23 protein-coding genes, 1 pseudogene and 1 CRISPR repeat array are annotated in these 26,309 nt (G+C 47.1%); of the genes and pseudogenes, 21 read left to right on the top strand and 3 right to left on the bottom strand.

Going from position 1 to position 26,309, the window contains the following annotated elements; translation table 11 throughout:
- Positions 1-3: 3 nt before the first annotated feature.
- On the bottom strand, positions 4-897 hold the full coding sequence (locus THAL_RS01970) for a bile acid:sodium symporter family protein (protein ID WP_012991439.1): 894 nt from the start codon (positions 895-897) through the stop codon (positions 4-6).
- Between the two features lie 27 nt (positions 898-924).
- On the opposite strand from THAL_RS01970, the gene THAL_RS01965 reads away from it, so the two are divergent.
- The 3 genes and pseudogenes from THAL_RS01965 (at position 925) to THAL_RS01960 (ending at position 6,934) form a co-directional block, all read left to right on the top strand.
- Entirely contained in the window at positions 925-2,433 is a 1,509-nt protein-coding gene (locus THAL_RS01965) for a sigma-54-dependent Fis family transcriptional regulator (protein ID WP_012991438.1), read from the top strand.
- Positions 2,434-2,442: 9 nt separating this feature from the next.
- A pseudogene (locus THAL_RS08560) lies at positions 2,443-2,907 on the top strand (TlpA disulfide reductase family protein); the annotation flags it as partial.
- Between the two features lie 35 nt (positions 2,908-2,942).
- Positions 2,943-5,322: direct repeats of the CRISPR family, unit length 29 nt; unit sequence CTTTCAACTCCACACGGTACATTAGAAAC.
- Between the two features lie 340 nt (positions 5,323-5,662).
- A complete protein-coding gene (locus tag THAL_RS01960) occupies positions 5,663-6,934 on the top strand; it encodes an NfeD family protein (protein ID WP_012991436.1) in 1,272 nt (423 codons plus the stop codon).
- On the opposite strand, the gene THAL_RS01955 is transcribed toward THAL_RS01960, so the two are convergent.
- Together THAL_RS01955 and THAL_RS01950 are read right to left on the bottom strand one after the other, a co-directional pair.
- Complete coding sequence (locus tag THAL_RS01955; protein WP_012991435.1) at positions 6,894-7,730, bottom strand: lysylphosphatidylglycerol synthase domain-containing protein; 837 nt, start codon at positions 7,728-7,730, stop codon at positions 6,894-6,896. The two genes, THAL_RS01960 and THAL_RS01955, sit on opposite strands and share 41 nt — an antisense overlap.
- Positions 7,727-8,332, bottom strand: coding sequence for an FAD/NAD(P)-binding protein (locus tag THAL_RS01950; protein WP_012991434.1), 606 nt, complete (start codon positions 8,330-8,332; stop codon positions 7,727-7,729). Before THAL_RS01950 ends, THAL_RS01955 begins: the two co-directional genes overlap by 4 nt.
- A gap of 31 nt (positions 8,333-8,363) precedes the next feature.
- On the opposite strand from THAL_RS01950, the gene metK reads away from it, so the two are divergent.
- From metK to mobA, 18 genes are all read left to right on the top strand, one after another.
- Positions 8,364-9,503 carry a methionine adenosyltransferase gene (metK, locus tag THAL_RS01945; protein ID WP_041434068.1) on the top strand — a complete coding sequence of 380 codons (1,140 nt, stop codon included), beginning with the start codon at positions 8,364-8,366 and terminating at the stop codon, positions 9,501-9,503.
- A gap of 10 nt (positions 9,504-9,513) precedes the next feature.
- Positions 9,514-11,223 (top strand): lysine--tRNA ligase, encoded by a 1,710-nt coding sequence (lysS, locus tag THAL_RS01940; RefSeq protein WP_012991432.1) that lies wholly within the window; start codon positions 9,514-9,516, stop codon positions 11,221-11,223.
- The gene (purN, locus tag THAL_RS01935; protein ID WP_012991431.1) at positions 11,220-11,867 is read left to right on the top strand and encodes a phosphoribosylglycinamide formyltransferase; all 648 of its coding nucleotides are present in this window, start codon (positions 11,220-11,222) and stop codon (positions 11,865-11,867) included. The genes lysS and purN overlap by 4 nt, the downstream gene beginning before the upstream one ends.
- Positions 11,867-12,754: a UDP-N-acetylmuramate dehydrogenase gene (gene murB, locus THAL_RS01930; RefSeq protein ID WP_012991430.1), complete on the top strand. Its 888-nt coding sequence runs from the start codon at positions 11,867-11,869 to the stop codon at positions 12,752-12,754. Before purN ends, murB begins: the two co-directional genes overlap by 1 nt.
- Complete coding sequence (locus THAL_RS01925; RefSeq protein ID WP_012991429.1) at positions 12,717-13,583, top strand: D-alanine--D-alanine ligase family protein; 867 nt, start codon at positions 12,717-12,719, stop codon at positions 13,581-13,583. The genes murB and THAL_RS01925 overlap by 38 nt, the downstream gene beginning before the upstream one ends.
- 86 nt (positions 13,584-13,669) lie before the next feature.
- The gene (locus THAL_RS01920) at positions 13,670-14,311 is read left to right on the top strand and encodes a cell division protein FtsQ/DivIB (protein ID WP_148209088.1); all 642 of its coding nucleotides are present in this window, start codon (positions 13,670-13,672) and stop codon (positions 14,309-14,311) included.
- Positions 14,308-15,561, top strand: a complete 1,254-nt coding sequence (gene ftsA, locus THAL_RS01915; RefSeq protein ID WP_012991427.1) for a cell division protein FtsA — start codon at positions 14,308-14,310, stop codon at positions 15,559-15,561. Before THAL_RS01920 ends, ftsA begins: the two co-directional genes overlap by 4 nt.
- A gap of 10 nt (positions 15,562-15,571) precedes the next feature.
- Positions 15,572-16,651 carry a cell division protein FtsZ gene (gene ftsZ, locus THAL_RS01910; protein WP_012991426.1) on the top strand — a complete coding sequence of 360 codons (1,080 nt, stop codon included), beginning with the start codon at positions 15,572-15,574 and terminating at the stop codon, positions 16,649-16,651.
- Positions 16,648-16,914 carry a hypothetical protein gene (locus THAL_RS01905; RefSeq protein WP_012991425.1) on the top strand — a complete coding sequence of 89 codons (267 nt, stop codon included), beginning with the start codon at positions 16,648-16,650 and terminating at the stop codon, positions 16,912-16,914. Before ftsZ ends, THAL_RS01905 begins: the two co-directional genes overlap by 4 nt.
- Before the next feature lie 22 nt (positions 16,915-16,936).
- Positions 16,937-18,322, top strand: coding sequence for an amino acid permease (locus THAL_RS01900; RefSeq protein WP_012991424.1), 1,386 nt, complete (start codon positions 16,937-16,939; stop codon positions 18,320-18,322).
- Between the two features lies 1 nt (position 18,323).
- Positions 18,324-19,706, top strand: a complete 1,383-nt coding sequence (locus THAL_RS01895) for a phosphoglucomutase/phosphomannomutase family protein (protein ID WP_012991423.1) — start codon at positions 18,324-18,326, stop codon at positions 19,704-19,706.
- Between the two features lie 22 nt (positions 19,707-19,728).
- A complete protein-coding gene (locus THAL_RS01890; RefSeq protein WP_012991422.1) occupies positions 19,729-20,928 on the top strand; it encodes a methionine adenosyltransferase in 1,200 nt (399 codons plus the stop codon).
- An 11-nt stretch (positions 20,929-20,939) separates the two neighbouring features.
- Positions 20,940-21,296: an NADH-quinone oxidoreductase subunit A gene (locus THAL_RS01885; RefSeq protein ID WP_012991421.1), complete on the top strand. Its 357-nt coding sequence runs from the start codon at positions 20,940-20,942 to the stop codon at positions 21,294-21,296.
- 180 nt (positions 21,297-21,476) lie between these two features.
- Positions 21,477-22,013, top strand: a complete 537-nt coding sequence (locus tag THAL_RS01880; protein ID WP_012991420.1) for a NuoB/complex I 20 kDa subunit family protein — start codon at positions 21,477-21,479, stop codon at positions 22,011-22,013.
- Positions 22,014-22,016: 3 nt separating this feature from the next.
- A complete protein-coding gene (gene nuoD / locus THAL_RS01875) occupies positions 22,017-23,774 on the top strand; it encodes an NADH dehydrogenase (quinone) subunit D (protein ID WP_012991419.1) in 1,758 nt (585 codons plus the stop codon).
- The gene (gene nuoH / locus THAL_RS01870) at positions 23,771-24,784 is read left to right on the top strand and encodes an NADH-quinone oxidoreductase subunit NuoH (RefSeq protein WP_012991418.1); all 1,014 of its coding nucleotides are present in this window, start codon (positions 23,771-23,773) and stop codon (positions 24,782-24,784) included. Before nuoD ends, nuoH begins: the two co-directional genes overlap by 4 nt.
- Positions 24,712-25,716, top strand: coding sequence for a lytic transglycosylase domain-containing protein (locus THAL_RS01865; protein ID WP_245522246.1), 1,005 nt, complete (start codon positions 24,712-24,714; stop codon positions 25,714-25,716). Before nuoH ends, THAL_RS01865 begins: the two co-directional genes overlap by 73 nt.
- Positions 25,713-26,309: a molybdenum cofactor guanylyltransferase MobA gene (gene mobA, locus THAL_RS01860; protein ID WP_012991416.1), complete on the top strand. Its 597-nt coding sequence runs from the start codon at positions 25,713-25,715 to the stop codon at positions 26,307-26,309. The genes THAL_RS01865 and mobA overlap by 4 nt, the downstream gene beginning before the upstream one ends.

Genomic DNA, 26,309 nt, shown 5'->3' with positions numbered 1-26,309 from the left:
AAATTATAACCATCTTCTATAAATATGTGCCAGCAGTAGTCCGTTCACATTTTGCACTACACTAAAGACAGCACCTGGCAGTGCAGAGCTGGGAGAAAAGTTACTGAGAGCTAAGGCTACCGCCAGTCCTGAGTTCTGAGTACCCACCTCTATGGACAGAGTTCTTGCCATGTACCTGTCCAGACCCGTGAGTTTGCCGATGAAAAAACCCAACGCGAGTCCCATCAAATTATGAAGAAAAACCGCCACGAAAAGTGGCACAGACACCTGCAGTATTCTATCCTTACTGACAGCTACCACCACACCCACTATAAGACCTATAACCAATATAGAGAAAACTGGGAAGAAAGATTCCAGCTTGCTGAGCTGAGGGAACGTACGCCTCAGTGAAAACCCCAATACCACCGGCAACACCACAACCGCCAAGGCCTCCTTGGCCAGTTTTAAAAGATCTACCTCCACCACGTGGCCGGCCAGCAAGTAAGTCCAGAGAGGTGTCATTATAGGTGACAGTAGAGTAGAGAAGACCGTTACACCCACCGCGTAAGGAAGATTACCTCCCGCCATGTAAGTGAGCACGTTGGAAGCTGTACCGCTGGGAGAAGCACCTACCAGTATCATACCTACGTAAAGATCTTTATCAAGCTTGAGTAAATGGGACAAAACATAGGCCAAAAGTGGCATAACGGTGTAGTGAACAAAGGCTCCGTAAGTAACCAACAGAGGAGACTTTATAACCTTCATCAGGTCCTCTTCTCTCATAGAAAAACCTACACTCCACATAACCAACACCAAAAGGGGCACAACAAACCCTTTCAAGTTAGCCAACGTTGAGCTGAAGAAGAAACCTATCAGGACAAAACCCAGAATGACCAGTATCCCCACTATTTCCCGCATGAAGGAGATATTTTAAAATTTATAAAAATGAGACACAGTATAGAAGGTCGCTCTCTAAGTGTGATTAATCAAGTGGCTAAGACGATGAGCAGAACCCTCAGTTTTAAGGAGAGCGTAGAGGAAGTTCTTAAGACGCTATACTCCTTTTGGGACGTTAAACACAGTTACGTGGCTCTCTACGATAAACAATCCAGGCTTCTTAGAATAGTGGGTGCCTTCGGTCTAACGGAAGAAGAGATAGAAAGAGGGCTTTTTAAAAAAGGAGAAGGTATAGTGGGGAAGGTGTACAAAAGCGGTGTTCCCACAGTACTTTCTGATCTCAGTATAGCCTCCTACCTTAACAGAACAGGTCTCAGGAACCGGTTGGAGGGTGACGAAACTTTCATAGCGGTACCTATAAGGGTAGGAGAAGAGATAATAGGTGTGCTGGCTATCTTTAAGAGGTTCGAAAAAGAGAGCGTGGAAGAAGGACTACAGCTTGCCCTCATATTAGGTACTATGCTGGGTATGATGTACAAACTGAGCCAGAGGGTGGACGAAGAAAGGAGAGAGTGGGAAGAAGAGAAGAGGATGTTGACGGAGGCTCTTAGTGAGCGTTACAACCTAGAAGGTATCATTGGCAGAAGCACCGCTATGAGGAATATAATGGAGCTTGTCAAAAAGGTGGCCCCCACTGACATAACGGTTCTCATAACGGGAGAAAGTGGTACAGGAAAGAGCCTTCTGGCCAAGGTTATCCATTTCCTCAGCCGTCGCAAAGATAAGCCCTTCGTTACCATAAACTGCTCTGCCATTCCTGAGACCCTCTTGGAGGCGGAACTCTTTGGCTACGAGAAAGGTGCCTTTACAGGCGCATACACCTCCAAGAAAGGGAAGTTTGAGTTAGCCGACGGTGGAACGGTATTTCTAGATGAGATAGGGGATATGCCCTTGAGCCTACAACCCAAACTCCTCAGAGTCATACAGGATAAAGAAGTGGAGAAGTTGGGAGGTGAGAGAACGGTTAAGGTAGATGTGCGAGTGATAGCTGCCACCAACAGAGATTTGGGACAGTTGGTAAAGAACGGTCTCTTCAGAGAGGATCTTTACTACCGCCTTAACGTTTTTCCTCTCCACATACCACCTTTGAGGGAAAGAAGAGAGGATATACCTCTTTTGATAGATCACTTCCTGAGGGTTCTTTCCGCACGGTACAACAAGAAGGTGAGTATATCACCTCGTGCGGTGGAACTTATGATGGAGTACCCGTGGTACGGAAACGTGAGAGAGCTGGAGAATCTATTGGAACGCCTCGTTATCCTTAAGGAAGGCACCATAACGGAGAAAGATCTCCCCTCGTACTTTTGGGTAGAGCTCCAGAAAGATAAACCGAGAAGCATACCGGAGTTAGTCCAAAATACAGAAAGAGAAGAGATCCTTAAGGCCCTTCAGATGACAGGATACGTAAAATCAAGAGCAGCCAAGCTTTTGGGTTTAACTCTGCGCCAGCTGGACTATAGGATAAAGAAGTACGGAATAGAAATAAAAAAGATATAATCTCTCACTATGCGGAGAGAACTTGTACCAATCGCTTTAGCAGCCATCCTGTTAGGTATGATCCTCTTCTTTGCCTTTCAACACGAAAAGGAAGATAAGCAGGGCGTAAGTGTGCAGACCGGGAACATTCAACTACCGGATATGGTATTTAGGACTTTGGACGGAAGAGAGGTGAGACTTTCTCAGTATAGAGGTAAGGTGGTACTCCTCAACTTTTGGGCCAGCTGGTGTCCGCCTTGCAGGGAAGAGATGCCTATATTTGAGCAAGTTTACAATCGCTACAAAGACAAAGGCTTTGAAATCTTAGCTGTCAACATGGATGACTCAGAGGAATCCATGAAGAGGTTCTTGGAAAAAAACAAACTATCTTTCACCATATTGAGACCTACAGGAGACTTAGAGAAGGAGCTGCGCTTAATGGGTCTTCCCACCTCTTACCTTATAGACAGAAACGGTAAAGTGGTTAAGATGCACCTTGGAGTGTACAGAGATTTGGAGAAAGACCTAATCTCTCAACTCCACATGGTACGTTAGAAACTTTGAGCAAAGGATTTTTACCGATTTATCATAAGCCTGCTTCCAACTCCACACGGTACATTAGAAACCGGGAGTACTGGACAGACGAAAAAATAGATACAGAACTTTCAACTCCACACGGTACATTAGAAACCCCAGCGTAGGAAGACCTCTCGTCAGCACTATCCCCATCTTTCAACTCCACACGGTACATTAGAAACATAGAGTTTGAGCAAAGGTTTATCCAGACAGAACCAAGACTTTCAACTCCACACGGTACATTAGAAACTTTGAGAGTGGTGATTTTAGGAAAGCTTTGAAAGACACTTTCAACTCCACACGGTACATTAGAAACTTGACAAGGGGCTTGGGATAATGAGCATAGATCCTAACTTTCAACTCCACACGGTACATTAGAAACCCCGGGCTTCTCCTCAAAGCCTTTATGCAGGCTGAGAACTTTCAACTCCACACGGTACATTAGAAACATAGAGTTTGAGCAAAGGTTTATCCAGACAGAACCAAGACTTTCAACTCCACACGGTACATTAGAAACGAGGACTTCATCAACCGTGTCATCATTTCATTGACTAACTTTCAACTCCACACGGTACATTAGAAACCAGAATGGCTTATCAGATAGCTGACCAGCTCGTATCAGACTTTCAACTCCACACGGTACATTAGAAACCTCGTTACTGGTAGGATGAAACAATAGAAAAGATAGCCTTTCAACTCCACACGGTACATTAGAAACCGGTGGGTCACGAGTCCACCGCAAGGATCCTAAGCACACTATTCTTTCAACTCCACACGGTACATTAGAAACCCATACATTAGCAAAGCCGACACCTTTCCTGATGTCCATCTTTCAACTCCACACGGTACATTAGAAACGCTATTTCTACCTTTACTGCTCTCTCAAGAATGGTCTCTTTCAACTCCACACGGTACATTAGAAACATGAATACTACGATATAGGGCGTAAATGGAAAGCAGACTTTCAACTCCACACGGTACATTAGAAACCCCTATGCTTTTGAGTATCTCAAGCATGTTAACTACATCTTTCAACTCCACACGGTACATTAGAAACTTTCCGACAAAAAAAATTTTTTTCTCAACTGGGACAAAACTTTCAACTCCACACGGTACATTAGAAACGTCCCTATCACAAACAGAAGCACACATCCTTATATGAACTTTCAACTCCACACGGTACATTAGAAACCTGTATGCCCTAGATGCTACCTCTATCAGCAGATAGTCTTTCAACTCCACACGGTACATTAGAAACCAAATTAGGGCAATTTACAGGTCAGGCATTTTAGCTAACACTTTCAACTCCACACGGTACATTAGAAACAGCCACAAAAGAACACTCTTTCAGTGAACGCCCGTCCTTTCAACTCCACACGGTACATTAGAAACTTTTACGGAAATACAGGATTGAGCTTCTTCGCCCTCACTTTCAACTCCACACGGTACATTAGAAACAAGATGTCCGTGTATGAGAGTGCCATCTATCTCATAGATGACTTTCAACTCCACACGGTACATTAGAAACCTCTACGAACTTACAGAGGAGCACATAAATCGCTATAGCTTTCAACTCCACACGGTACATTAGAAACGCGAAGAAGAGGTGAAAGCTCTTCCTTACAAACTTCTTTCTTTCAACTCCACACGGTACATTAGAAACTCCAGCCGTTCTCTTCCGAGAGCCAGGAGACACTCCTCCTTTCAACTCCACACGGTACATTAGAAACGGGCTTGAAAGCCACTATCGGCTATACACATGTGCCTTTCAACTCCACACGGTACATTAGAAACGCTGGTAAAGGATGGCACAATGAAAAAAGTTCCCATCCTTTCAACTCCACACGGTACATTAGAAACGCTGGTAAAGGATGGCACAATGAAAAAAGTTCCCATCCTTTCAACTCCACACGGTACATTAGAAACGATTTTCCTGAGTATAGGGGGGATATACCCATATCACTTTCAACTCCACACGGTACATTAGAAACTAGCTTCAGGAATGGAAATAATAGTAGAAGATGTTTACCTTTCAACTCCACACGGTACATTAGAAACACAGCAAGGGTCGCCCAGTAAAACCTGTAGAGTTAAACCAGTATATCTTTCAACTCCACACGGTACATTAGAAACACAATTATAGCAGGAAGAAGTAAAATTTCAAAGCATGACCTTTCAACTCCACACGGTACATTAGAAACATATTACCACGAGCGCTTAGTGTATGAAGTCAAAACCCTTTCAACTCCACACGGTACATTAGAAACAGACTTTAAACATGCTTTTAGACCAGCCAGCAAATACCCTTTCAACTCCACACGGTACATTAGAAACCCCAACTCATCATATTAATCTTATCCTACAGAATCAATAACTTTAGAGAGGGGGTACCCTTCGCAAAATGAAGTTTATTTTCGGAAACTCCAGATGTCTCGGAGAGCACCCAAAAGTACCCCTCTCTGAGCTTACTCTCTCAAGCATTAGAAATTTCTGCATCAAGACATCAATACTAAAAAATGTCCAGATGCCTAAAAGTCACTCTTGTAAAGAAATACCAACCCTCTATTCAGTTGCCAAGATAACAAGGGTCCTATGTGGACCCTCCTTACTTACCTACAGCTATATGATATAACCAAACCCTTTTTGTTGTCAAGATAGGTTTATTCTATATCCTATGAGGATACTACTGATTCTTTTTGTTCTTTTGGTACAGGGCTGGGGCAAAGTGCTGATAGGACAGTGGGATGATGTGGTGAGTCCTGTTATGGAGGAGTACGTAAAGAGAGCCATAAGAGAAGCGGAGGAAGGATCCTTTCAGATCTTTGTTTTAAAACTCAACACACCGGGAGGGCTTGAGACCTCTATGAGGAAAATACTTCAGGAGATAGAAAAAACGCCGGTTGTGGTGGTAGTCTATGTGTATCCTCCGGGTGGTAGGGCTGCTTCTGCCGGTGCTATTATTACCACCTTCGCGGACGTGGCAGCTATGGCACCGGGCACCAATATAGGAGCGGCACACCCCGTGCAGATGGGAGGAGATGGAGAGGATAAAACTCTTAAAGAAAAAGCTCTTCAGGATATGTTGGCTTTTGTAAGAAGTATGAGTCAGAAGAAGGGAAGGAACGCTACTGTTCTGGAGAGGATGGTAAAAGAGAGTTTGGCCTTAACTCCCCAAGAAGCTCTCAGAGAAGGTGTTATAGACCTCATAGCTTCTGACGAAAAGGAACTTCTGCGCCTTCTAGACGGGCGTACGGTGGTAAAGCACGGCAGAAGTATTCAACTTAAGACAAAGGATACTCAGGTGGTATACATAGAACAGAGTTTCAAGGAGAAGTTTCTTATGACGGTTACAAACCCTACAGTAGCCTATCTGTTACTTCTGATAGGGTTTTACGGCATCTTCTTTGAACTTTATAACCCGGGTACCGTGCTACCCGGTGCGGTGGGAATCATCAGCCTCCTTTTGGGGCTCTATGGCCTTGGCATTATAGGAATCAACTGGTTGGGTCTTTTGTTGTTATTGGCAGGTATAGTCCTTCTGGTACTGGAACTTGTGACACCTTTCTCGGGAGCTCTGGCGGTGGCGGGTAGTTTGGCGGTTGCCATAGGATCCTTTATACTGGTGGATCCCAACTCTCCCTACGGTAGGATTCCCATAAGCTTGGTGGTCAGCATGGCGGTGTTTACCGCCCTATTCTTTCTGTTTATAGGACGTCTTGGGCTTCAGGCTCAGAAGAGGAAGAAGATGACAGGTGCTGAGGAGTTGATAGGAGAAGAGGCAGAGGTTATAACAGATTTTGTAAAGGGAAAAGGTAAAGTAATGGTGAAAGGTGAGATATGGAACGCTGTATCACAGGAAGATCTCCGCAAAGGTGACAGAGTGAAGATACTGGATGTGAAGGGCCTTACCCTCTACGTGGGTTATAAAGGTGAAGAAGAACCATAGAAGGAATTCCCAGAAGAGCTGAGGAAACAAGGAGAAAGCTGTGAACAGTGAAAGCATGAGCCAAAAAAGGACGGATAGATTCACCCAAAAGCTTCACAGGTAGAGCAAAGGCAAACTCGTAGGTACCCAAACCCCCTAAGCTGTGTATAGGCAGAACTGTACTGAGCTCACCTCCCACAAATCCAAGCACTATAGGAACACTGGGTTTGATACCTAAAAGTACCAGAACAGCCGCCAGTTTGAGGATTACAGAGAGGGAAGAGAAGAGTAAAAGAAGAAAACTAACGGACAGATTCATGTTATTAGACACGTGTTCCCGAAGCTGTTTCAGCCAACCTACAGAAGGCAAAAGAAAAACCAGTTTATAAAGGAAAAGGGATAAAAAAAGTAGAATAGGTAGAGCAAACCACATGTAGTGAGCTAACAGAAGAAGGAGAGCCAAAAAATCGTAAAGCCTCCCCACTAAAAAGGTCCAAAAAGAGGCTGTTAGGTTCACACCCGCTCTGCTGGCATAAAAGAACCAGCTAAGTTCACCCGTTCTGGCAGGAAGAAGGTTGTTGAGAAATACATTGGCGCTGTTGATGAGAAAAACATCCACTGTAGAAAGCTCTTTCAAAAGTATTTTCCACCTTAAGCTTCTCACTATCTGACTTAATGTGTAAAACAGAAAAGCATAAAACACTGAGGTGGGCGAAAGCTGCTGCCATATATGCCATAAAGTCTCGTGAGGTATCAGAAAATGAAGAAGAAGGGCGGAGGCGAGGAAAAGAAAGGTTGGTACTATGTATCTTCTCACTCCTGAGGCACGTCGTGTATGACTATGCGTTTACCCGCCATACGAGAAAGTATCTCCGCAGCCACCTCCACCCCGGAACCTGCACAAGAAGTAAAGTGGGAGCTAAGACCTGCCAATGTACCCGTTACAAACAGGTTGGGAGCTACCTCAAAATCCACGTGTTTTATCATGATCCTTCCGGGCTTTGGTGATCTGGGATTTTCCACAACCTGAATGTCAGCACCTTTTACTTCTATGTCAAAACTGTGAAACCCAGTGGCCAGTACCACAAAGGAAGCCTCATACTCCTTACCTAGTTCGGTAGACAGTTTCCAACCGTCCTCTGTTCTCTCTATCCTGCTCACCTTCTCCTGGAAAAACTCAGCACCACCCCACTCTTGGATCTGCTTCCTGATGAACTCTATGAGTTGTGAACCTGTTTTAGGCTCTACACCCGGTACGTTCTTGAGATAGGCCTTATACAGATCCGAACCGTTGGTGTCAAAAAGGGCGTATTTTCTGTTTTCTGCCCACGCCCAGCCTCTGGACCTGGAAGAAACCAAGGTGAGAATACATGACAACCCAGAAGCGCCTCCTCCTACCACTATCACGTCGTACTTCATAAGAATGGAATTATAATATAACTTAGCTATCATGGGAATATCTGTTCGTATGGCAGAGTCACCCACAGAAGGCCATCCCGATAAGCTGGCGGATCTTATAGCCGATGCTCTCCTGGACGAGTTTTTGAAGAAAGACCCATACAGCAGGGTATCCCTCGAAGTGGTTGTCATATCAGGTATGACCTTTGTGGCAGGTCACGTGTCAACGGAAGGGTACGTGGATATACCTACGGTAGTGAGAAACACCATAAAGGAGGTAGGTTACACAAGACCCGAGTACGGCTTTGATGCGGATGCCTCTGCTGTGATAACTTCCATAGAAGAGCAGAGCCCTGATATAGCCTTAGGTATTTCAGGGGAAGGTGCCGGAGATACAGCCACGGTGGTGGGTTACGCCTGTAACGAGACAGACAGTTACATGCCTCTACCCATAACCCTTGCTCACTCTATCTCCAAGCGTCTGGCCGATATCAGAAAGTCTGGTAAAGCCCCTTTTCTTAGACCGGACGGGAAAGTTCTCATAACGGTGCTGTATGAGAACCATAAACCTGTTTCTGCCAAGGATATCATTGTTTACACACAGCACGATCCAGATGTGTCTCCCGAAAAACTCCGTGAGTTTATCTACGAGGAGGTAATAAAGAAGGTCCTACCGGAAAAGTATATGACCTCTCACACCCGTGTTTTGGTCAATCCATCTGGCAGGTTTGTGTTGGGTGGTCCGGTGGCGGATGTGGGACAGACGGGCAGAAAGATAGTTTCAGATGCTTATGGTGACACCGCTTACTCTGGAGGAAGTGCCTTCTCTGGTAAGGATCCCACCAAAACGGACAGATCAGCCTCTTACTTGGCTCGTATGATGGCAAAGCATGTGGTAGCTTCCGGTCTTGCCGACAGATGTTTGGTGCAGATGGCCTACGCCTTTGGTGTAAGTGAAATGATAGCTTTTGATGTAGAAACCTACGGTACTGAAAAACTGGAGAAAGAAAAGATAGTAAAGGCTCTACTGGAGATTTTCCCTACAAGTCCACGCCAGATAATAGAGTTTTTGGATCTTAGAAAACCCATATACAAGAAAACAGCCTGCTACGGACACTTTGGCAAGGAAGGACTACCCTGGGAGGAGCTACGCTACTTGGAAAAACTCAGAGATATCGCAACAGCTTTATAATTTTCTGCTTATGGAAAGGTCTCGTCTGGAAAAACTTCTCCGCCTAAAAGAACAAGGAAAAGCCTACCCTTACCGGTATCCCACCAGCGGATCTATAGGAGACATAAGAAGAGAGTGGGAAGAAGATCCCAAAGGTGAGAACCTGAGAGTGCGCGGAGTAGTCAAGAGGGTGTCCGCTTTACAGGAAGGCTCCTTCTACGTGAGACTGGCAGATCCCGAAGGTGGTGAGCTGGTGGTCATCACCACCGAAAGCCTTCAGACAGGAGAGGAGTGTGTTCTGGAAGGTAGTCTCGTAAGAAAGGATGGAAAACTCACCCTCCTGCAGGCGTGCAGATCCCAGGACCCTGCCCTAAGTGTAAAGGAGATCCTCCGCAGATACGACAAAGATCCGGACAACAGAGAAGTATCGGTAGCGGGAAGACTTATAAGCCTCAGGTTTATGGGTAAAGCGGTTTTTGGGCATCTACAGGACGCTACCGGAAAGATACAGATATACATAAGGAAGGATCTGCTGGGGGAAGAGGCCTTTAAAGAGTTTGAGGATACTGTGGATCCCGGGGATGTCATCGGCGTTAAAGGTAAGCTCTTTAGAACAAGTACCGGAGAGCTTACGGTGGAGGTTCAGGAATACACCCTGTTGGCAAAGAGCCTTCACCCTCTACCCGAAAAGTGGCACGGTCTTAAAGATGTGGAGGTACGCTACCGCCAGAGGTATCTGGATCTGATAGCTAACCCCAAGACCAGGGAAATCCTTTTACTCCGATCAAGGGTTATCACTGAGGTGAGGAGGTTTCTGGAGAGTAAGGGTTTTGTGGAGGTGGAAACACCTATCCTGCAGCCTGTGGCTTCAGGAGCTAACGCCAAACCTTTTGTTACCTACCACAACTACTTAGAACAGAACCTTTATCTGCGCATAGCGCCTGAACTTTACCTGAAGAGGTTGATAGTAGGTGGTCTTCTGAAGGTTTACGAACTAGGAAAGAACTTCCGCAACGAGGGTGTAGACACCACCCACAACCCAGAGTTCACCATGGTGGAATTTTACTGTGCTTACTGGGATTACAAAGACCTCATGGCCTTTACAGAGGAACTCTTCACCCACATACTCACTGAGGTGATGGGAGGTCTTACCATAACCTATCAAGGCAGACTGTTGGATTTCACACCCCCCTACCGTGTTTACCGTTACTTTGATCTTCTGAAGGAGAAAACAGGTAAGGATAAGGACTTTTTCCTCAGAGACGAGGAAGGTGTGAGGAAGCTGGCGCTGGACATAGGTATACCCAACGCGGAAAAACTGACCCACGCTAAGCTTATTGACAAGATATTTGACAGGTTGGTGGAAGAGGAACTTTGGGGACCATGCTTTGTTATAGACTTCCCTGCCCTTCTTTCTCCCCTTGCCAAGAGACACAGGGAGGATCCTGATCTGGTAGAAAGATTTGAGCTGTTTGTGGCAGGCAGTGAGCTGGCCAACGCCTACTCGGAACTTAACGACCCTATAGAGCAGAGAGAAAGATTTTTACAACAGCTGAGAGAAAAGGAGATGGGTGACGAAGAGGCTATGGAGCTGGACGAGGACTTTGTAAAAGCTCTTGAGTACGGTATGCCTCCCACGGCAGGAGAGGGGATAGGTATAGACAGACTGGTGATGATACTGGCTGACGTTGATTCTATAAGAGAGGTGATCCTGTTTCCCGCTCTGAGGAGAAGAGAATGAAGGTGGGAGTTTTGGTATCGGGAAGGGGGTCCAACTTACAGGCCCTCATAGATGCCATGGAGCAGGGAAAACTGGGTGCTTCTATAGTCTTCGTTATATCTGACAGAGAGGATGCCCTTGCCATAAAGCGTTGTGAAAATCATCGTATACCTTACGCAGTTGTAAGAAGGAAGGATTTTAAAGACAAGGTAGAGTTTGAAAAACGCATGGTGGATCTCTTGAGAGAGAGAGATGTCGAGCTGGTGGTGTTGGCAGGTTTTATGCGTGTTCTGTCATCGGTTTTTCTCTCCGCCTTTCCCCACAAAGTCATCAACATCCACCCATCCCTTATACCTGCCTTTCAGGGAGTAAGAGCCCAAAAACAAGCTGTAGAGTACGGTGTGCTCATATCGGGATGTAGTGTTCACTTTGTAACTGAGGAGCTGGACAACGGCCCTGTGATAATACAGGCTTGTGTACCTCTTTTACCCCACGACGATGAGGAGAGTTTGTCCCAGAGGATACTAAGTTACGAACACAGAGTGCTACCGCAGGCGGTCAGATGGATAGCGGAGGGTAGAGTAAAACTGGAGGGTAGAAGGGTGCGCGTGGAGGGTGCAAAGTACGGCACACTGCCTGTGAATCCGCAGCTGGAGCATTTCTGATGCAGAAGGAAGAGAAAGTGAGCCTCTCACCCTTTACAACACTGAAGATAGGAGGCGTGGCTGACCTCTTCTGTAGTCCGCAGAGGGAAGAGGAACTAAGGCAGTGTATACAGATGGCCAAGGTGAAAGACGTTCCTATACTGGTTATGGGAAGGGGAGCTAACTTGCTGGTAGGCGACGTAGAGGGTCTCGTGGTGAGTACCAGATATATGAGAGGTATGTGGGTAAGGGAAGAGAAGGATGGTTTGAAGGTTAAAGTTATGGCAGGAGAACCCCTGAAGACCCTCATCCAGCTGGCCCTTAAGGAAAACTTGGAAGGTCTATACCGGTTAGCGGGTTTCCCGGCCACCGTGGGTGGTGCGGTAGCTATGAACGCGGGAGCCTTTGGCTACGAAATATCTCAGCACCTTACCCATGTGGCCTTTCTGGACTGGGACGGTCGGCTGCACCGTGTTCCTGCAAAGGAGATAAACTTCTCGTACCGCCACTCACCTTTTCCCAGGTGGGGAATAGTGGTGTGGGCAGAGTTCCTCTTTCCAAGATCCGAAAAGCCAGTTTATGAAGAGTATCTCCAGATAAGAGAGAGGAGGAAGAAGACCCAACCCATCCACCAACCCACCTGTGGATCCACCTTCAAAAACCCACCTGGAGATTACGCTGGTCGACTCATCCAGCTGGTGGGTTTGAAAGGCTACCGATTGGGCAGAGTTGCTTTTTCAGAGATACACGCCAACTTCATCATCAACTTAGGAGGCGCCACCTTCCAAGAAGCCACAGAGCTTATCCAGATAGCCAAAGATAAAGTTTACAGAGAGTTAGGTATAACCTTGGAAGAGGAGGTGAGAATCGTTGAAGGTCGTCGTTCTGATGGGTGGAAGATCCTATGAAAGGGAGATATCTTTAAAAACGGGGGAGGCCATTCTCAGAGCTCTCAGACAGTTGGGACACGAGGCAGTTCCCCTTGATGTGACAGAGGATCTCTGTCAACGCCTCTTGGAGATAAAACCCGATAAGGTCTTCATAGCCTTACACGGCCCTTACGGCGAAGATGGAAGGGTTCAGGCTGTTCTTGATCTTTTGGGTATTCCTTACGTGGGTAGTGGTGTTTTGGCCAGCGCCCTTGCTATGGACAAGGACTTCACGAAGAAGATACTGGCTTTCCATGGTATACCTGTGCCCCGTTGGATCGCCGTAAAAAGAAACGCTCCCTTCCGGTGGAACCTATTTCCTGCGGTGGTAAAACCCGCCGACCAAGGATCCAGCATAGGACTACATGTGGTGGAGAAAGAGGAGGATCTTACGTTAGCTCTTGAAGAAGTCTGGAAAGTTTCCCAAAAAGCCCTTATAGAGGAGTTCATACAAGGAAAGGACGTAACGGTGGGTATACTTAAAGACAAACCCCTTCCACCCATAGAGATAAGACCAAAGAAGGGAGTGTACGATTACGAAAGTAAATACACGAAGGGAATGACCGAATATGTATTTGTGGAGGATCCCTCTGTGGTGGAAAAGCTACAGGAAATAGCTCTAAAGGTACACACCTTACTGGAACTGAAGGATATGTCGAGGATAGACTTCAGGCTGTCCGACGATGGTACCCCCTACGTACTGGAGGTGAACACTATACCGGGGATGACGGAGCTAAGTTTGTTCCCCATGGCTTGTAATAAAGCAGGCATTGATTTTGCTCAGATGGTACATATCTTGTTATCATAATTAACATGATGAACAAAGGGGGGAGCAAAAATAGACATAAGATATTAGATAACAGCCTAATAGGCCTCTGGATAATTTTCATGTCTGTGGCGGGCTTTTTTCTTCCTTACTTCCTTGACTCCATAGAGTTCTTTAAGGTACGCGGAGTATACCTGGAGGGAAACAGGTTTCTGCCACAGGATGTTTTCTTCAAAACTCTGATGTATTTCAAAAACAACTGGCTTTTTATGACGGAGGATAGGTTTCTGAGGACCCTTCAAAGCTACTCGGGTAACTCTGTCAAAAGCCTTCACATAAAGAGAACCTTTCAAAAGGACGGCGTCTATCTTACCATCCAGGTTCAGGAGAGGGAGCCTCTCTTTGCAGCCATGGTGGAGGACAAGGTCCTCTACTTTGATACTGACGGTCAACCCTTCTACTACCCTACCTTTCCCACACCCCCCATCATAGTCTACACCCATAGCCAAACATACCTTCTGGAGGTAAGTAAAAAGTTGGTCCAGCTTACCTCCTCACTTAAAAAACTTTCAGAGGATAAGTGGGAGATCTATCTCACAGACGGTGCCACTGTGCTATATGGAGAAGGCAAGAAGTTGGTGTTACCCCCCTGTCAGGAGATTGAAGAACCAATACTCTCAACAATAGAAAGAGTCTATAATGTTTCTAAGGGGGTTAAGGAGATAGTGGTTTTGAGAGAGAACTTGGCGGTGGTGAAGGAAAAGCCATGAAGTTGCTTATGAGTCTAGATGCGGGTACCAGCAAAACAGTAGCCCTTGTGGGGGAGATGGACAGCTATGGAGACATACATATCATAGGTATAGGCGAAACACCCTCCAAAGGAATAGACAGGGGGTACATCACACGTCTCGATCTGGCTGTTCAGACAGTGACACGCAGCGTTAAGGAAGCCCAGGAGATGGCCGGCACGAGAGTTGACAATATCATAGTGGGTGTGGCGTCGGCAGGAATAAAGAGTCAAAACGAGAAGGACACCATAAGTGTGGCGCCTCAACCTGTGGAGATTGACGAGTCCCACATAGAACGGCTGATAGAGAGGGCCACCACTAGAGCCCGTGAAGAAGGCTACGAGATAATAGCTGCCATACCCAGGAAGTTTATTCTGGATGACCAGGAAGGAGTGATCGATCCGGTAGGTCTCTTAGGATCCAGACTGTCTGCGGAGGTACACGTCACAAAGGTACACGTCAGTAGCTTAAGGAACATGGAGAAGGTGTTACACACAGCAGGTCTTAAGATAGCGGGGAGATACCTATCGGTGCTGGCGTCTGCGGAGGCTGTTCTTTCTCAGGAAGAGAAGGAGGAAGGGGTTCTTCTTTTAGACATGGGGGCAGGCTTGACCAGCTTCATCCTATTTGTGGAAGGTTCTCCCTTGCTTACAGGGAGCGTGCCTATGGGAGGTAACAGTATCACCAAAGATATAGCTCACTTTATGAAGATAACTACAGAACAGGCAGAGAAGATAAAACTGGAACACGGTTTCGCTTTAGCGGACCTTGTAAGTGAATCAGACAGGATAAAGATAAAACCCAGGGGTGAGGAGAAGGAGACAACTGTAAGCAAGAGGAGTCTATCGGAAGTTATTCAGATAAGACTGGAAGAAATAATGGACAGTGTACTACAGTCTGTAGAGTATCAAGGTATAAGCCTGAGCTCCCTTCACGCAGGCGTTGTGGTAACAGGAGGTGGTGCTAAGCTGGCAGGTATGAGGGAGTTTCTGGAGAGGTACACCGACCTCCCGGTTAGGGTAGGTTACCCCACCGGAGTGATAGGTCTAAAGGAGAGGGTACAGGATCCGTCCTATGCCACCGCGGTGGGACTCATAAAGATGGGCTTTCAGGACATAGAACGTGTAAAGAGGAGTACATCTTCGCCCAACGTCAACAAGCTTCAGGACAGTAAGAAAGGCTTTACTTCTTTACTGGAGAGGATAAAATCTTTCTTTAAGGAAGTGTTATGAGGAGGGACTTATGCAGGGACTTAACCCTACAAGAATAAAGGTCTTCGGTGTGGGTGGTGGAGGTTCCAACGCCGTCAACAGAATGTACCTGGACGGCATAGAAGGAGTCGAGTTATATGCCATAAACACGGACGTGCAACACCTCACCTCTCTGGCGGTACCTAACCGTATACAGATAGGAGAGAAAGTGACCCGTGGTCTTGGTGCGGGAGCAAAACCTGAGATAGGGGAACAGGCTGCCTTAGAGGATATAGATCGCATAAAGGAGGTGTTACGGGGAACAGATATGCTGTTTCTGGCTGTAGGCTTGGGAGGAGGGACAGGTACGGGTGCGGCTCCTGTGATAGCAGAAGCTGCCAAGGAGATGGGTATACTGACAGTGGCTGTCGTGACAAAACCCTTTCATTTTGAAGGACCCAAAAGGATGCAGACAGCTTTAGAGGGACTGGAAAGGCTAAAGGATGTTGTGGATACTTACATAGTGATAAATAACCAGAAGTTGGTAGAACTGGCTGATAGAAACTTCAGTATAAAGGATGCCTTTCGTCTGGTGGATGAGGTCCTCTCCAAGGCGGTCAGAGGGATAACCAACATAGTGGTGACGCCTGCCTTGATAAATGTGGATTTTGCGGATGTAAGAACGGTAATGGAGAAAGGAGGGTTAGCCCTTATAGGAATGGGAGAAGCAAGGGGAGACGGTAAGAGAGAAACAGCTATAGAACAGGCTGTGTCCTCTCCGTTGCTGGAGGGTAACACAGTGGAAGGTGCCCGTAGACTTCTCGTAACTTTGTGGGTGAGTGAGGATGTTCCTTTCAGGGATGTGGAGGAGGCCATCACCAGGATAAGGGAGGCAGCTCACGAAGATGCTCTCATCATATTCGGTGCTGTCCTGGAAGAAGGTAAGGAGAACTTTATGCGTGTGGCTGTTGTGGCCACCGACTTTGAGGGTGCCAAAGAACAGAGCCAGTTTAAGGTGGTAAAGAAGGAGCAGAAGGACCTGAAGAAGGTGGTACCTGAAACTCCCATAGAACCGGTACAGCCTGAGGTAGAGGACATCCCAGCCTATCTCAGGAGGAAGAAGAAACTTTGAGAAAGTTGGAGGTAAACAAAGATAAAAGTCTGGCCTTCCTGTTGGGTATCATCTACGGGTACAGAACAGCCCACATAGGTCTGGAGATAAAGGACCTTACCGAGTTTGATAAGAAGAATCATATCAACGATAGGGTGTACTACCTTAACAGGAAGAGTAACACGGTGAGTAGTGAAGAGTTGGAGGAACCTACCCATATCTGTGCTATAAGGGAGGAAAAACAGTCGGGGAAGGTCCTGATCTTCATATACAAAAGGCGTTAGGGAACTTTTATAATTTTATCCTATGGATCTTCTCAGAAGAAAGTGTTACACAGTAGAGGAGGGTAAGTTAGTAAGAAAACTGGGTGTCGTAGACCTGGTGGCTTTAGGTATAGGAGGTATCATAGGCGCTGGTATATTTGTCATAACAGGTAAAGTAGCTCACGCGTACGCAGGACCCGGTATAGTGTTGGCATTTTTGCTATGTGCTGTGGTAGTAGGTATAAGTGCCTTCATCTATGCTGAACTTAGTACCGCGTATCCTATATCAGGAAGCGCCTACAGCTACACTTACGCTACTGTAGGAGAGTTTGTAGCTTGGCTGGTGGCTTGGAACCTTATAGTGGAGTACGGAGTGGCCACCGCCGCCGTTGCCACAGGTTGGTCAGGTTACATGAGGACTTTACTGAAAGAGAATCTTGGTCTTGAGCTTCCCACCTTTCTGTCTGGTCCCTTCAATCTGGAAAAAGGAACCTTTATAGATCTTCTGGCCTTTCTTGCTCTCGTGGCTGTCTTCCTGTTACTCACCGTAGGCATAAAGGAGAGTGCTACTGTTAACAACATTATGGTGGGCATAAAACTGATCACTTTGTTGGTTTTTGTTGTCTTCGGTCTACCCCATATAAACTTTGATAACCTAAACCCCTTCCTCCCTTATGGTCTTACAGGTGTGTGGCATGCCGCTTCTATGATAATATTCGCTTACTTGGGTTTTGATGCAGTATCCACCGTGGCAGAAGAGGCGAAGGATCCCAAAAGAACGCTGCCTGCGGGCCTGATACTGTCTTTAGCTATAAGCACAGCCCTCTACATAGTTGTAAGCTTTACTCTGGTGGGGATGGTGAACTACAAAGAACTGAACGTGCCGGATGCCCTTGCTTACGCCATGTTTCGCACAGGGAACCACACACTGGGATCTTTGATAGCCACCGGAGCCATCATCACCATCACCAGCGTGATGATCGTGATGGGACTGGGGTTCACACGGGTTGTGTTTGCCCTCTCCAGAGATGGACTCTTACCCCTTTGGCTTTCTGAGGTGCACCCACGTTTCAGAACACCTTACCGTGCTACCCTTTTGGGGGGTCTCGTCATCTCTCTCTTGGGTGGCTTCCTCCCTCTGGAAGATCTAGCCAAGTTGGTCAACATAGGTACTCTCTTTGCCTACTTTTGGGTGGCGGTAGGTCTTATTCTCCTAAGATGGCGGGGTGACGCAGAGCCTACCTTTAAGTTGCCAGCTGCCTGGTTCTTCGTGCCTCTTAATATGGCCCTCTTGCTGTTTGTTATGGCAGGTCTCGGAAAGGAGACGTGGGTGAGGTTCCTTCTCTGGAATCTGCTGGGACTTGTCATCTACTTCTTTTACGGATATAGGAACAGCAGATATTACGAAAGAACACCTGCGGAGATGTAAGATGATAAAGTTCGGTACAGATGGTTGGAGGGGAGTTATAGGGGATACCTTTACTTTTGAAAACGTACGCAGGGTAGCTTTAGCTCATGCGAGGGTTCTGGCAGATAAAGGTGCCAAAAGGGTAGTGGTGGGATACGACAGAAGATTCTTGAGTGAGGCTTTTGCTACTCAGGTAGCTGGTGTTTTCAAAGAAGAGGGGTTCGAGGTGTTCCTTTCGGAGAAGGAATGTACAACCCCTATGGTGTCCTTTGCAGTGCGATACATGGGCTTTGACGGAGGTGTTATGATAACGGCATCCCATAACCCTCCCCAGTACAACGGGTATAAGATAAAGGAATCTTCAGGTGGAGCAGCAACCACAGAGTTTATAAGAGAGGTAGAAGAGCACTTGGAGAAGATAACTAACGTGAAACCTCCACCCACTACCGGAATTGAGAGAATAGACATAGAGAAGACATACATAAACATTGTAAGACAGAAGGTGAACATGGAGCTTCTGAAAGAGTACCCTCTTTTGGTGGTGCATGATCCTATGTACGGTTCCTCTGCCGGTCTTCTGGAGAAGGTCCTCGCAGGTACGGAAGTATCAGTAGTGTCAATAAGGCACAGACACGATCCTCTTTTCGGTGGACATGCACCCGAGCCAGTAGAGAAGTACCTTTCTCCCCTCATGGAGAAGGTGAGAAGTATAGGAGCCCATCTGGGAGTGGCCAACGACGGAGACGGCGACAGGTTAGCTTTAGTGGACGAAAAGGGAAGTTTTGTAAACACTCAGCTGGTTTACGTGCTTCTACTTCTTCATCTGGTGAAGGATAAAGGTATGAAAGATGGTGTGGTGGTAAAAACGGTATCTACTACTCAGCTGGTGGATGTTGTGTGCGCGAGGGAGGGCTTGAAACTGATAGAGGTACCTGTAGGCTTCAAACACATTAACGAGATAATGCAGCGGGAAAAGGTGCTGATGGGTGGAGAAGAGAGTGGGGGTTTTGGTCTCACCCATTTCCTACCTGAAAGGGATGGTATATTCTCGGCCCTCAACATAGTAGAGATGCTTTTAGAGAGAGGTAAAAGCCTCTCAGATTTGGTGCAGGACGTATGGAGAGAATACGGGCGCACCTATTACAGCAGAATAGATCTCCACGTAGATGAGAAAACCAAGGAAAAGCTGAAAAACTTGCTGCAAAACCCACCTGAGAAGGTAGGGAGGTTTTCTGTTAGCCACGTGAGTACCTTGGACGGTCTTAAGCTCTTCTTCCAAGGAGGAGGATGGCTTTTGATGAGAGCATCCGGAACGGAGCCTCTCATAAGGGTTTACGGTGAGATGAACACACAGGAGGATCTCCAGCAACTTTTAGCCTCGGCTACAGATATGCTAGGTTTATAATTTGGGATAGGAGGTTAAGAAGGTGGGTCAGATAGTAGTGTCACCTATGACTTTTGAACCTGTTTACCAGCAAGATGTGGAGATAGTGGAGAGGAAGGGTACAGGCCACCCTGACACCATATGTGACCTTTTGGCGGAGGAGCTTTCCAGAAGGCTCTGTCGCTGGTATTTAGATAAGGCGGGTTTTGTATTACACCACAATGTGGACAAGGCGTTACTGGTGGGTGGTGTGGCAGAACCTGTCTTTGGTGGGGGTGAGGTAAAAGAACCGATAGAGATATATCTGGTGGGAAGGGCTGTTCTCCAAGTGAACGGACATAAGCTAAATGCGCAGGATCTGGTAGAAGAAACCGTCAGAGAATGGCTTTCGGAAAACATAAGACATCTGGACTTTAACAGACACGTGAAGGTAGAGGCTCGCATAAGACCGGGTAGTAAAGACCTGGTTGGTATTTTCGAGCGTTACCAGAAGGAGGGCGATGTACCGCGTGCCAACGACACCTCCTTTGGTGTAGGTTTTGCACCCTTTGACCCTCTGGAAAAAGCCGTTTACGAAGCGGAGCGGTTTCTCAACGAGCATCTAAAGGAAGAGCATCCCGAGATAGGGGAAGACATAAAGGTGATGGGAGTGAGAACCAAAGATAGGATTCGTATCACAGTAGCCTTAGCCTTCGTAAGCAGGTACATCAAAAACTTGGACGACTACTTCCAGAGGAAGGAAGCTATACAGCTAAAACTGAAAGAGTACCTTCAGAACCTTTTGGGAAGAGAACTGGAGGTATTCATTAACACAGGCGATAAGAAAGAGGAGGGGAACGTTTACATAACGGTGACAGGTACATCTGCGGAGAACGGAGATGACGGACAGGTGGGCAGAGGCAACAGGGTCAACGGTCTAATAACACCCTACAGACCCATGAGCTTGGAGGCTGCTGCAGGTAAAAACCCCATCTCTCACGTGGGTAAGATCTACAACACGGTGGCCAACATAATAAGTAAGAGAGTGGTGAAAGAAGTGGAAGGTGTGGAGGAAGCCTACTGCTACATAGTTTCCCAGATAGGGAAACCCATAAACGAGCCACAGGTGGTGGACGTGAAAGTGAGGACCAAAAGGGATATAAAGGGTATAGAGGATGTGGTACAGAAGATAGTGAAGGAGGAGCTGGAGTGTATGCCAGAGATATGGAGAGCTTTTGTGGAAGGTGAGTTTTCTGTAGCGTGAGGGTTGACAACATGGAGTACGTAGGTATTCTCATCTTCTTTTTGGTGGCGGTTGTTATAGGTCTTGTGATGACCCTTATCAACGACCTTCTGGGGCCTAAGACAAAGGAGAGGATGGAAGACTATCCTTACGAGTGTGGTGTCCCTCTGTATGATCCTGAGGCCAGGGGTACTTTCAAACAGGGCTACTATCTGCTCGGCCTTCTCATAATCCTGTTTGATATAGAGGCTGCTTTTCTCTTTCCCTGGGCGGTGGTGTTTAGGGAGATAGGTCTTTACGGTCTTGTAACAGCCCTCCTCTTTATCCTCATACTGGCGCTGGGCTTTGCCTATGCGTGGAAGAAGGGAGCACTGCGTTGGCAAATATGATATGAATCATACTTTCTTGGTACAGAGGTTCCTTGGGCTTATCTTATTATTGCTCCCGTTTCCTGGGGCGGGAGCTGTGGTTGGGGAAATAGCGCCTGCCGGGTTCTCCCCAACGTGTAAAGGCGCTATATAAATAGCCCGGCACTCCGGTCGTTAGGCCGGAGTAACCAGGATGGTGTCATGGTTATGTTGAACTCTAACGGATTTGTACTTACAACAGTGGAAGAACTACTCAGTTGGAGTAGAAGAAACGCCCTGTGGCCTGTGACCATAGGCTTAGCTTGTTGTGCTATAGAAATGATGCACGCTGCCGCCTCTCGTTTTGATCTTGACAGATTAGGAGTCATCTTCAGGGCTTCTCCAAGACAAGCAGATCTCCTCATAGTGGCCGGAACGGTGGTCAACAAGGTGGCTCCCATGCTTAAACTTATATGGGAGCAGATGCCCGACCCTAAGTGGTGTATAACCATGGGAGGATGCGCATCCGCCGGTGGACCCTTCCCCACCTACTCTACTTTGCAGGGTATGGATAGGATAATACCTGTGGATGTGTATATACCCGGTTGTCCTCCCCACCCACAGGGCCTCCTTTACGGTATACTTCAACTTCAGAAGAAGATAAAGGAACAGGGAGTGAGAAAGTACGATAGAGCCTTTGAAGAGTTCAAAAGGGATATGCAGAGACAAGGGTTGCTTCCTCAAGAGGTGGAGGTCTGAATTATGCCCTGGATGAACAGGGCCACGGTAGACAGAGTAAAACAGGTGTTTAAGGATGTGCAGGTAGAATGGGGTGAGCACACAGTCAGCTTTCACGTAAGCAAAGATCTACTTCTTTCTTTTCTTAAACATCTCAAGGAAAAAGAGGGCTACCGTCACTTCATAGACTTTACCTGTATAGACTTTCCCGAAAAGGAAGACAGGTTTCTGGGTGTGTACATTCTGTATAACCCGGACGACAACGAGAGAGTTATTGTCAAGAGCTGGGCCAAACACGGCAAGCTACCTTCTGTGGAAAAACTCTGGCCATGCGCTCGCTGGGCAGAGCGGGAAGCTTACGACATGTTCGGCGTAGAGTTTGAGGGACACGAAAACCTACGACGTATGTTCATGTGGGAGGGTTATCCTTACCATCCCCTAAGGAAGGACTTCCCGCTGGGTGGTTTCCCTGAAGTGGAACTTCCCTCTTTAACGGAAGTGTTGCAGGGTAGAACAGACCCTCCCAGCCATGATTTTGAACTCTTACACACAAAGGTGGCAACGCTAGAGGACCTTGAGAGGACTGAGAAGAGCCGTCTCCAGAAGAAGGCCCAGTTGGTTCTCAACTGGGGTCCCCTTCATCCAGGAACTCACGGTACTATATGGTTCCTCTTTGATCTGGATGGAGAACAGGTGGTTCAGTGTGACATCATACTGGGTCAGCTTCACAGAGGGATGGAGAAAATTGCCGAGAACCTCTACTACTTTCAGTTTCTTCCTTACACCGACAGAATGGACTATATATCCGCCATATGTAACGAGCTTGCTTACGTCACAGCGGTGGAGAAGCTCCTGAAGGTGGAGGTTCCAGAGAAGGCTCGTTACATAAGGACTATGTTTGCCGAACTACAGAGGATAAACTCCCACCTTCTGTGGCTGGGAACTGGTGCGTTGGATCTGGGGGCCCTCACCGTCTTCCTATACGCCTTCAGGGAAAGAGAGAAGATAATGGACATCATAGAGGGTAACGCAGGTATAAGACTCACATCCGCCTTTCTCAGAATAGGAGGGGTCCATTATGACCTGGCAGAGGGAACCTTGGATGTGGTTAAAGCCTTTGTGAAAGACTTCCCTAACAGACTCAGGGAGTATCATCAGCTCCTTACAAGAAACAGAATATGGCTACGTAGAACGAAGGAGGTGGGTATAATAACGCGCGAAGATGTTTTTAACTACGGACTTACCGGTCCGGTTGCGCGAGGCTCAGGTGTTCCTTATGACATAAGAAAGCTGGAACCTTACGCTGCCTACGATGAGGTGGACTTTGATATCCCGGTGGGAGAGGTGGGAGACGTATATGACAGGTACTTGGTGAGAATGGAGGAGATGTGGCAGAGCCTGAGGATAGTGGAGCAGTGCGTTCAGAAACTGGAGAAACTTCCTAAGAGTGCACCCTACCTTAACACAGATCATCCCGCTGTTATGGCCCCCAAGGAGGAGGTCTTCAACGCTTTAGAAAGTATGGTTAAAAACTTCCACATAGTGGTACACGGAGAGAAGGCACCTCCAGGTGAGGTGTACGCCAGCGGTGAGAACCCAAGGGGTGAGCTGGGATTTTACATATACTCTAAGGGTGGCTCCAAACCCTACCGTCTGAGGATAAGGTCCGGAGCCCTTTATAACCTCTCCATATTTCCTAAACTGATAGAGGGTAGGACTATAGCGGATGCTATAGCGTTACTGGGAAGCCTAGATCCTGTGGTGGGGGAAACGGACAGATGAGTAGTTGGGTAGTTGATCTGATAGTGACTTTCGTAAAGGTACTGGTGGCGGTAGGTGTGTTTATGGGTTTAGGTGCATACCTTACGTGGTTTGAGCGTAAGCTGGCGGGCCACATACAGGCACGTATGGGTCCTAAGTTGGTGGGTCCTTTCGGTCTCCTCCAGCCTCTGGCGGACGGCCTTAAGCTCCTCACCAAAGAGTCCGTGATTCCCAGAAACGCAGATAGGGTGGTTTATTACCTTGCCGTGGTGATGGCCCTTACTCCTTCTCTTCTACTCTTCTCGGTAATACCCTTTGGTCCGGCCTTCACCATCTTTGGTTATCAAGTGAAACCGGTAGTGGCAGACGTAAACATAGCTCTTCTTTTGGTGTTTGCCTTTGGTTCTCTTTCTGTTTATGGAACCATATTCTCCGGTTGGGCTTCCAACTCTAAGTACGCTTTCATAGGTTCGCTGAGAAAAGCGGCTGTGGTGATAGCTTACGAGGTGGTGTTGGGTTTCTCAGTCTTAGGAGTTATCCTACTGGCGGGTACTATGAGTGCTTCTGGTATAGTGCAGGCTCAGGTAGAAAGGGGTGTGTGGTTCATCCTGTATCAGCCTGTAGCCTTTGTTCTTTACCTCTTCTGTATGTTGGCCGAGTCAGGGAGAGTTCCCTTTGATATACAGGAGGCGGAAGCAGAACTGGTGACAGGCTACAATGTGGAGTACGGGGGTATGCGTTTCGGAGCTTTTCCTTTGGCAGAGTGGTACCTTAACGTGGTGGCCCTCTCTGCTATAGGAGTCATACTCTTTTTTGGTGGATGGTCTGGGCCTCACATCTTTGGTCCACTATCTCCTTACCTTTGGTTCCTCATAAAAACCTTTGGTCTTGTTTTCTTCGTCCTTTGGCTCCACTGGACTTTACCCAGATTTCAAGCCAAAGACATAACGGAGATAGGTTGGAAGGTTATGTTACCTATCGCTCTCGTAAACGTGGTAGCAACAGCTGTGGTATACTACCTCTTAGCGTAGACATGCTAAAGGGGGTACTTCTGTTCCTCACGGCGTGCTTTCTCACCTCCTGTACACCTACCCTGAGGCAGACCCTCTATCCCGACAAAGACAATGCGGTTTTTCTACAACGTGGACAGTTGGTCTTTTCGGAGGAGGAGGAACGCTTCTTGCAGGAAGAAGCTCGCCAGTTTCAGATAGAGGTTCCTGACAGAGAGGAGATAAGAAAGTACATAAGATACTTCCTCTCCAACAAAAGATTCACCCAGTATGCTCTCAAAAGAGCTAACTACTACATGCCCCTCATAAAACCCGTACTGGAAAAACATGGTTTACCTCCAGAGTTGGCCCTACTGCCAGCCATAGAGAGTGGTTTTAATCCTTTTGCCGTCTCCAGATCGGGAGCCGCAGGCCTGTGGCAGTTCATGCCTCAAACCGCACGCAGGTATGGGCTCAGAGTAGACAACTTAGTGGATGAACGCTACGACATACAGAAGTCCACAGAGGCGGCGGCCCGTTACCTCAAGGATCTTTACTCTTTCTTTAAAAACTGGGAACTGGCTTTAGCTGCCTACAACTGTGGTGAGGGATGTGTGTTCAGCAGGACCGGTGGTGTAGACTTTTGGCAGACAAAAGAGTTCCTCCCTTTGGAAACAAGGAACTACGTGCCTGCCTTCATGGCTTTACTACTCTTAGCTAGGTTCCCAGAGAAGTACGGTCTTGACATAAGCGTGGACAGTATAAGCGTTGTGAGAAAGAGGGTTGAGGAAGATACATCCGTAAAGGATCTTATAACGGAGGCACAGATACAAAAGAGTGTGTTTTACGATCTTAATCCCCACATAAAGACGGATAAGATACCTGCCGGTGCGTACGTGTATCTTCCTGCTAACCCTGAAGAAGAGAGAAAGGTCATAAGGTGGGATAACGGTGCCAAATTCATAGTTAGATGATAGATGAAGTCTTCGTGCTGGCAGGTGGTCAGAGCAGGAGATTTGGCAGTGATAAAACCCTCTATCCCATAAGAGGAAAACCTGCCATAAGCTTTCTCATAGAGAACATCCTTCCTGTGTGCCGGCGTGTGGTAGTGGTGGCTAAGGATACAGAAAAGTTCCGTTTCATAGAAAAGGTGGAACTAGTAGAGGATCTTATGGAAGAGCAGATGGTCTTAGCTGGCGTATACACTGCCCTGAAGGAGGCACGAGGCAAAAAAGTGGTCATTCTGTGTGCCGACATGCCTCTTGTAAAACCCCACCTGCTTTTGTATCTCTGGGAGATGTCTCATGACCATCTTGTGACCATCTTCAAAGTGGGTGGAAAGCTCTATCCCTTTCCGGGTGTTTACCCCGTAAAGACGCTACCGCATGTAGAGAGATTCATAAGGGAGGGTGACAGAAGGCTCACCAAACTTTTAGAGCAGGTAGGGTACATAACGATACCCACCACCCATGTCCTTTCCATAGATCCGCTGATGCAGTCCTTCTTCAATATGAACACACCCAGTAGTCTTCACCTGTTGGAGATGCTCTTAAAGTGGTTACAATAG

This window comes from Thermocrinis albus DSM 14484, from assembly GCF_000025605.1.
Lineage (GTDB): Bacteria > Aquificota > Aquificia > Aquificales > Aquificaceae > Thermocrinis > Thermocrinis albus.
The sequence above is the reverse complement of the archived record's forward strand: the minus strand, read 5'-3'. Positions and strand labels throughout refer to the sequence as shown.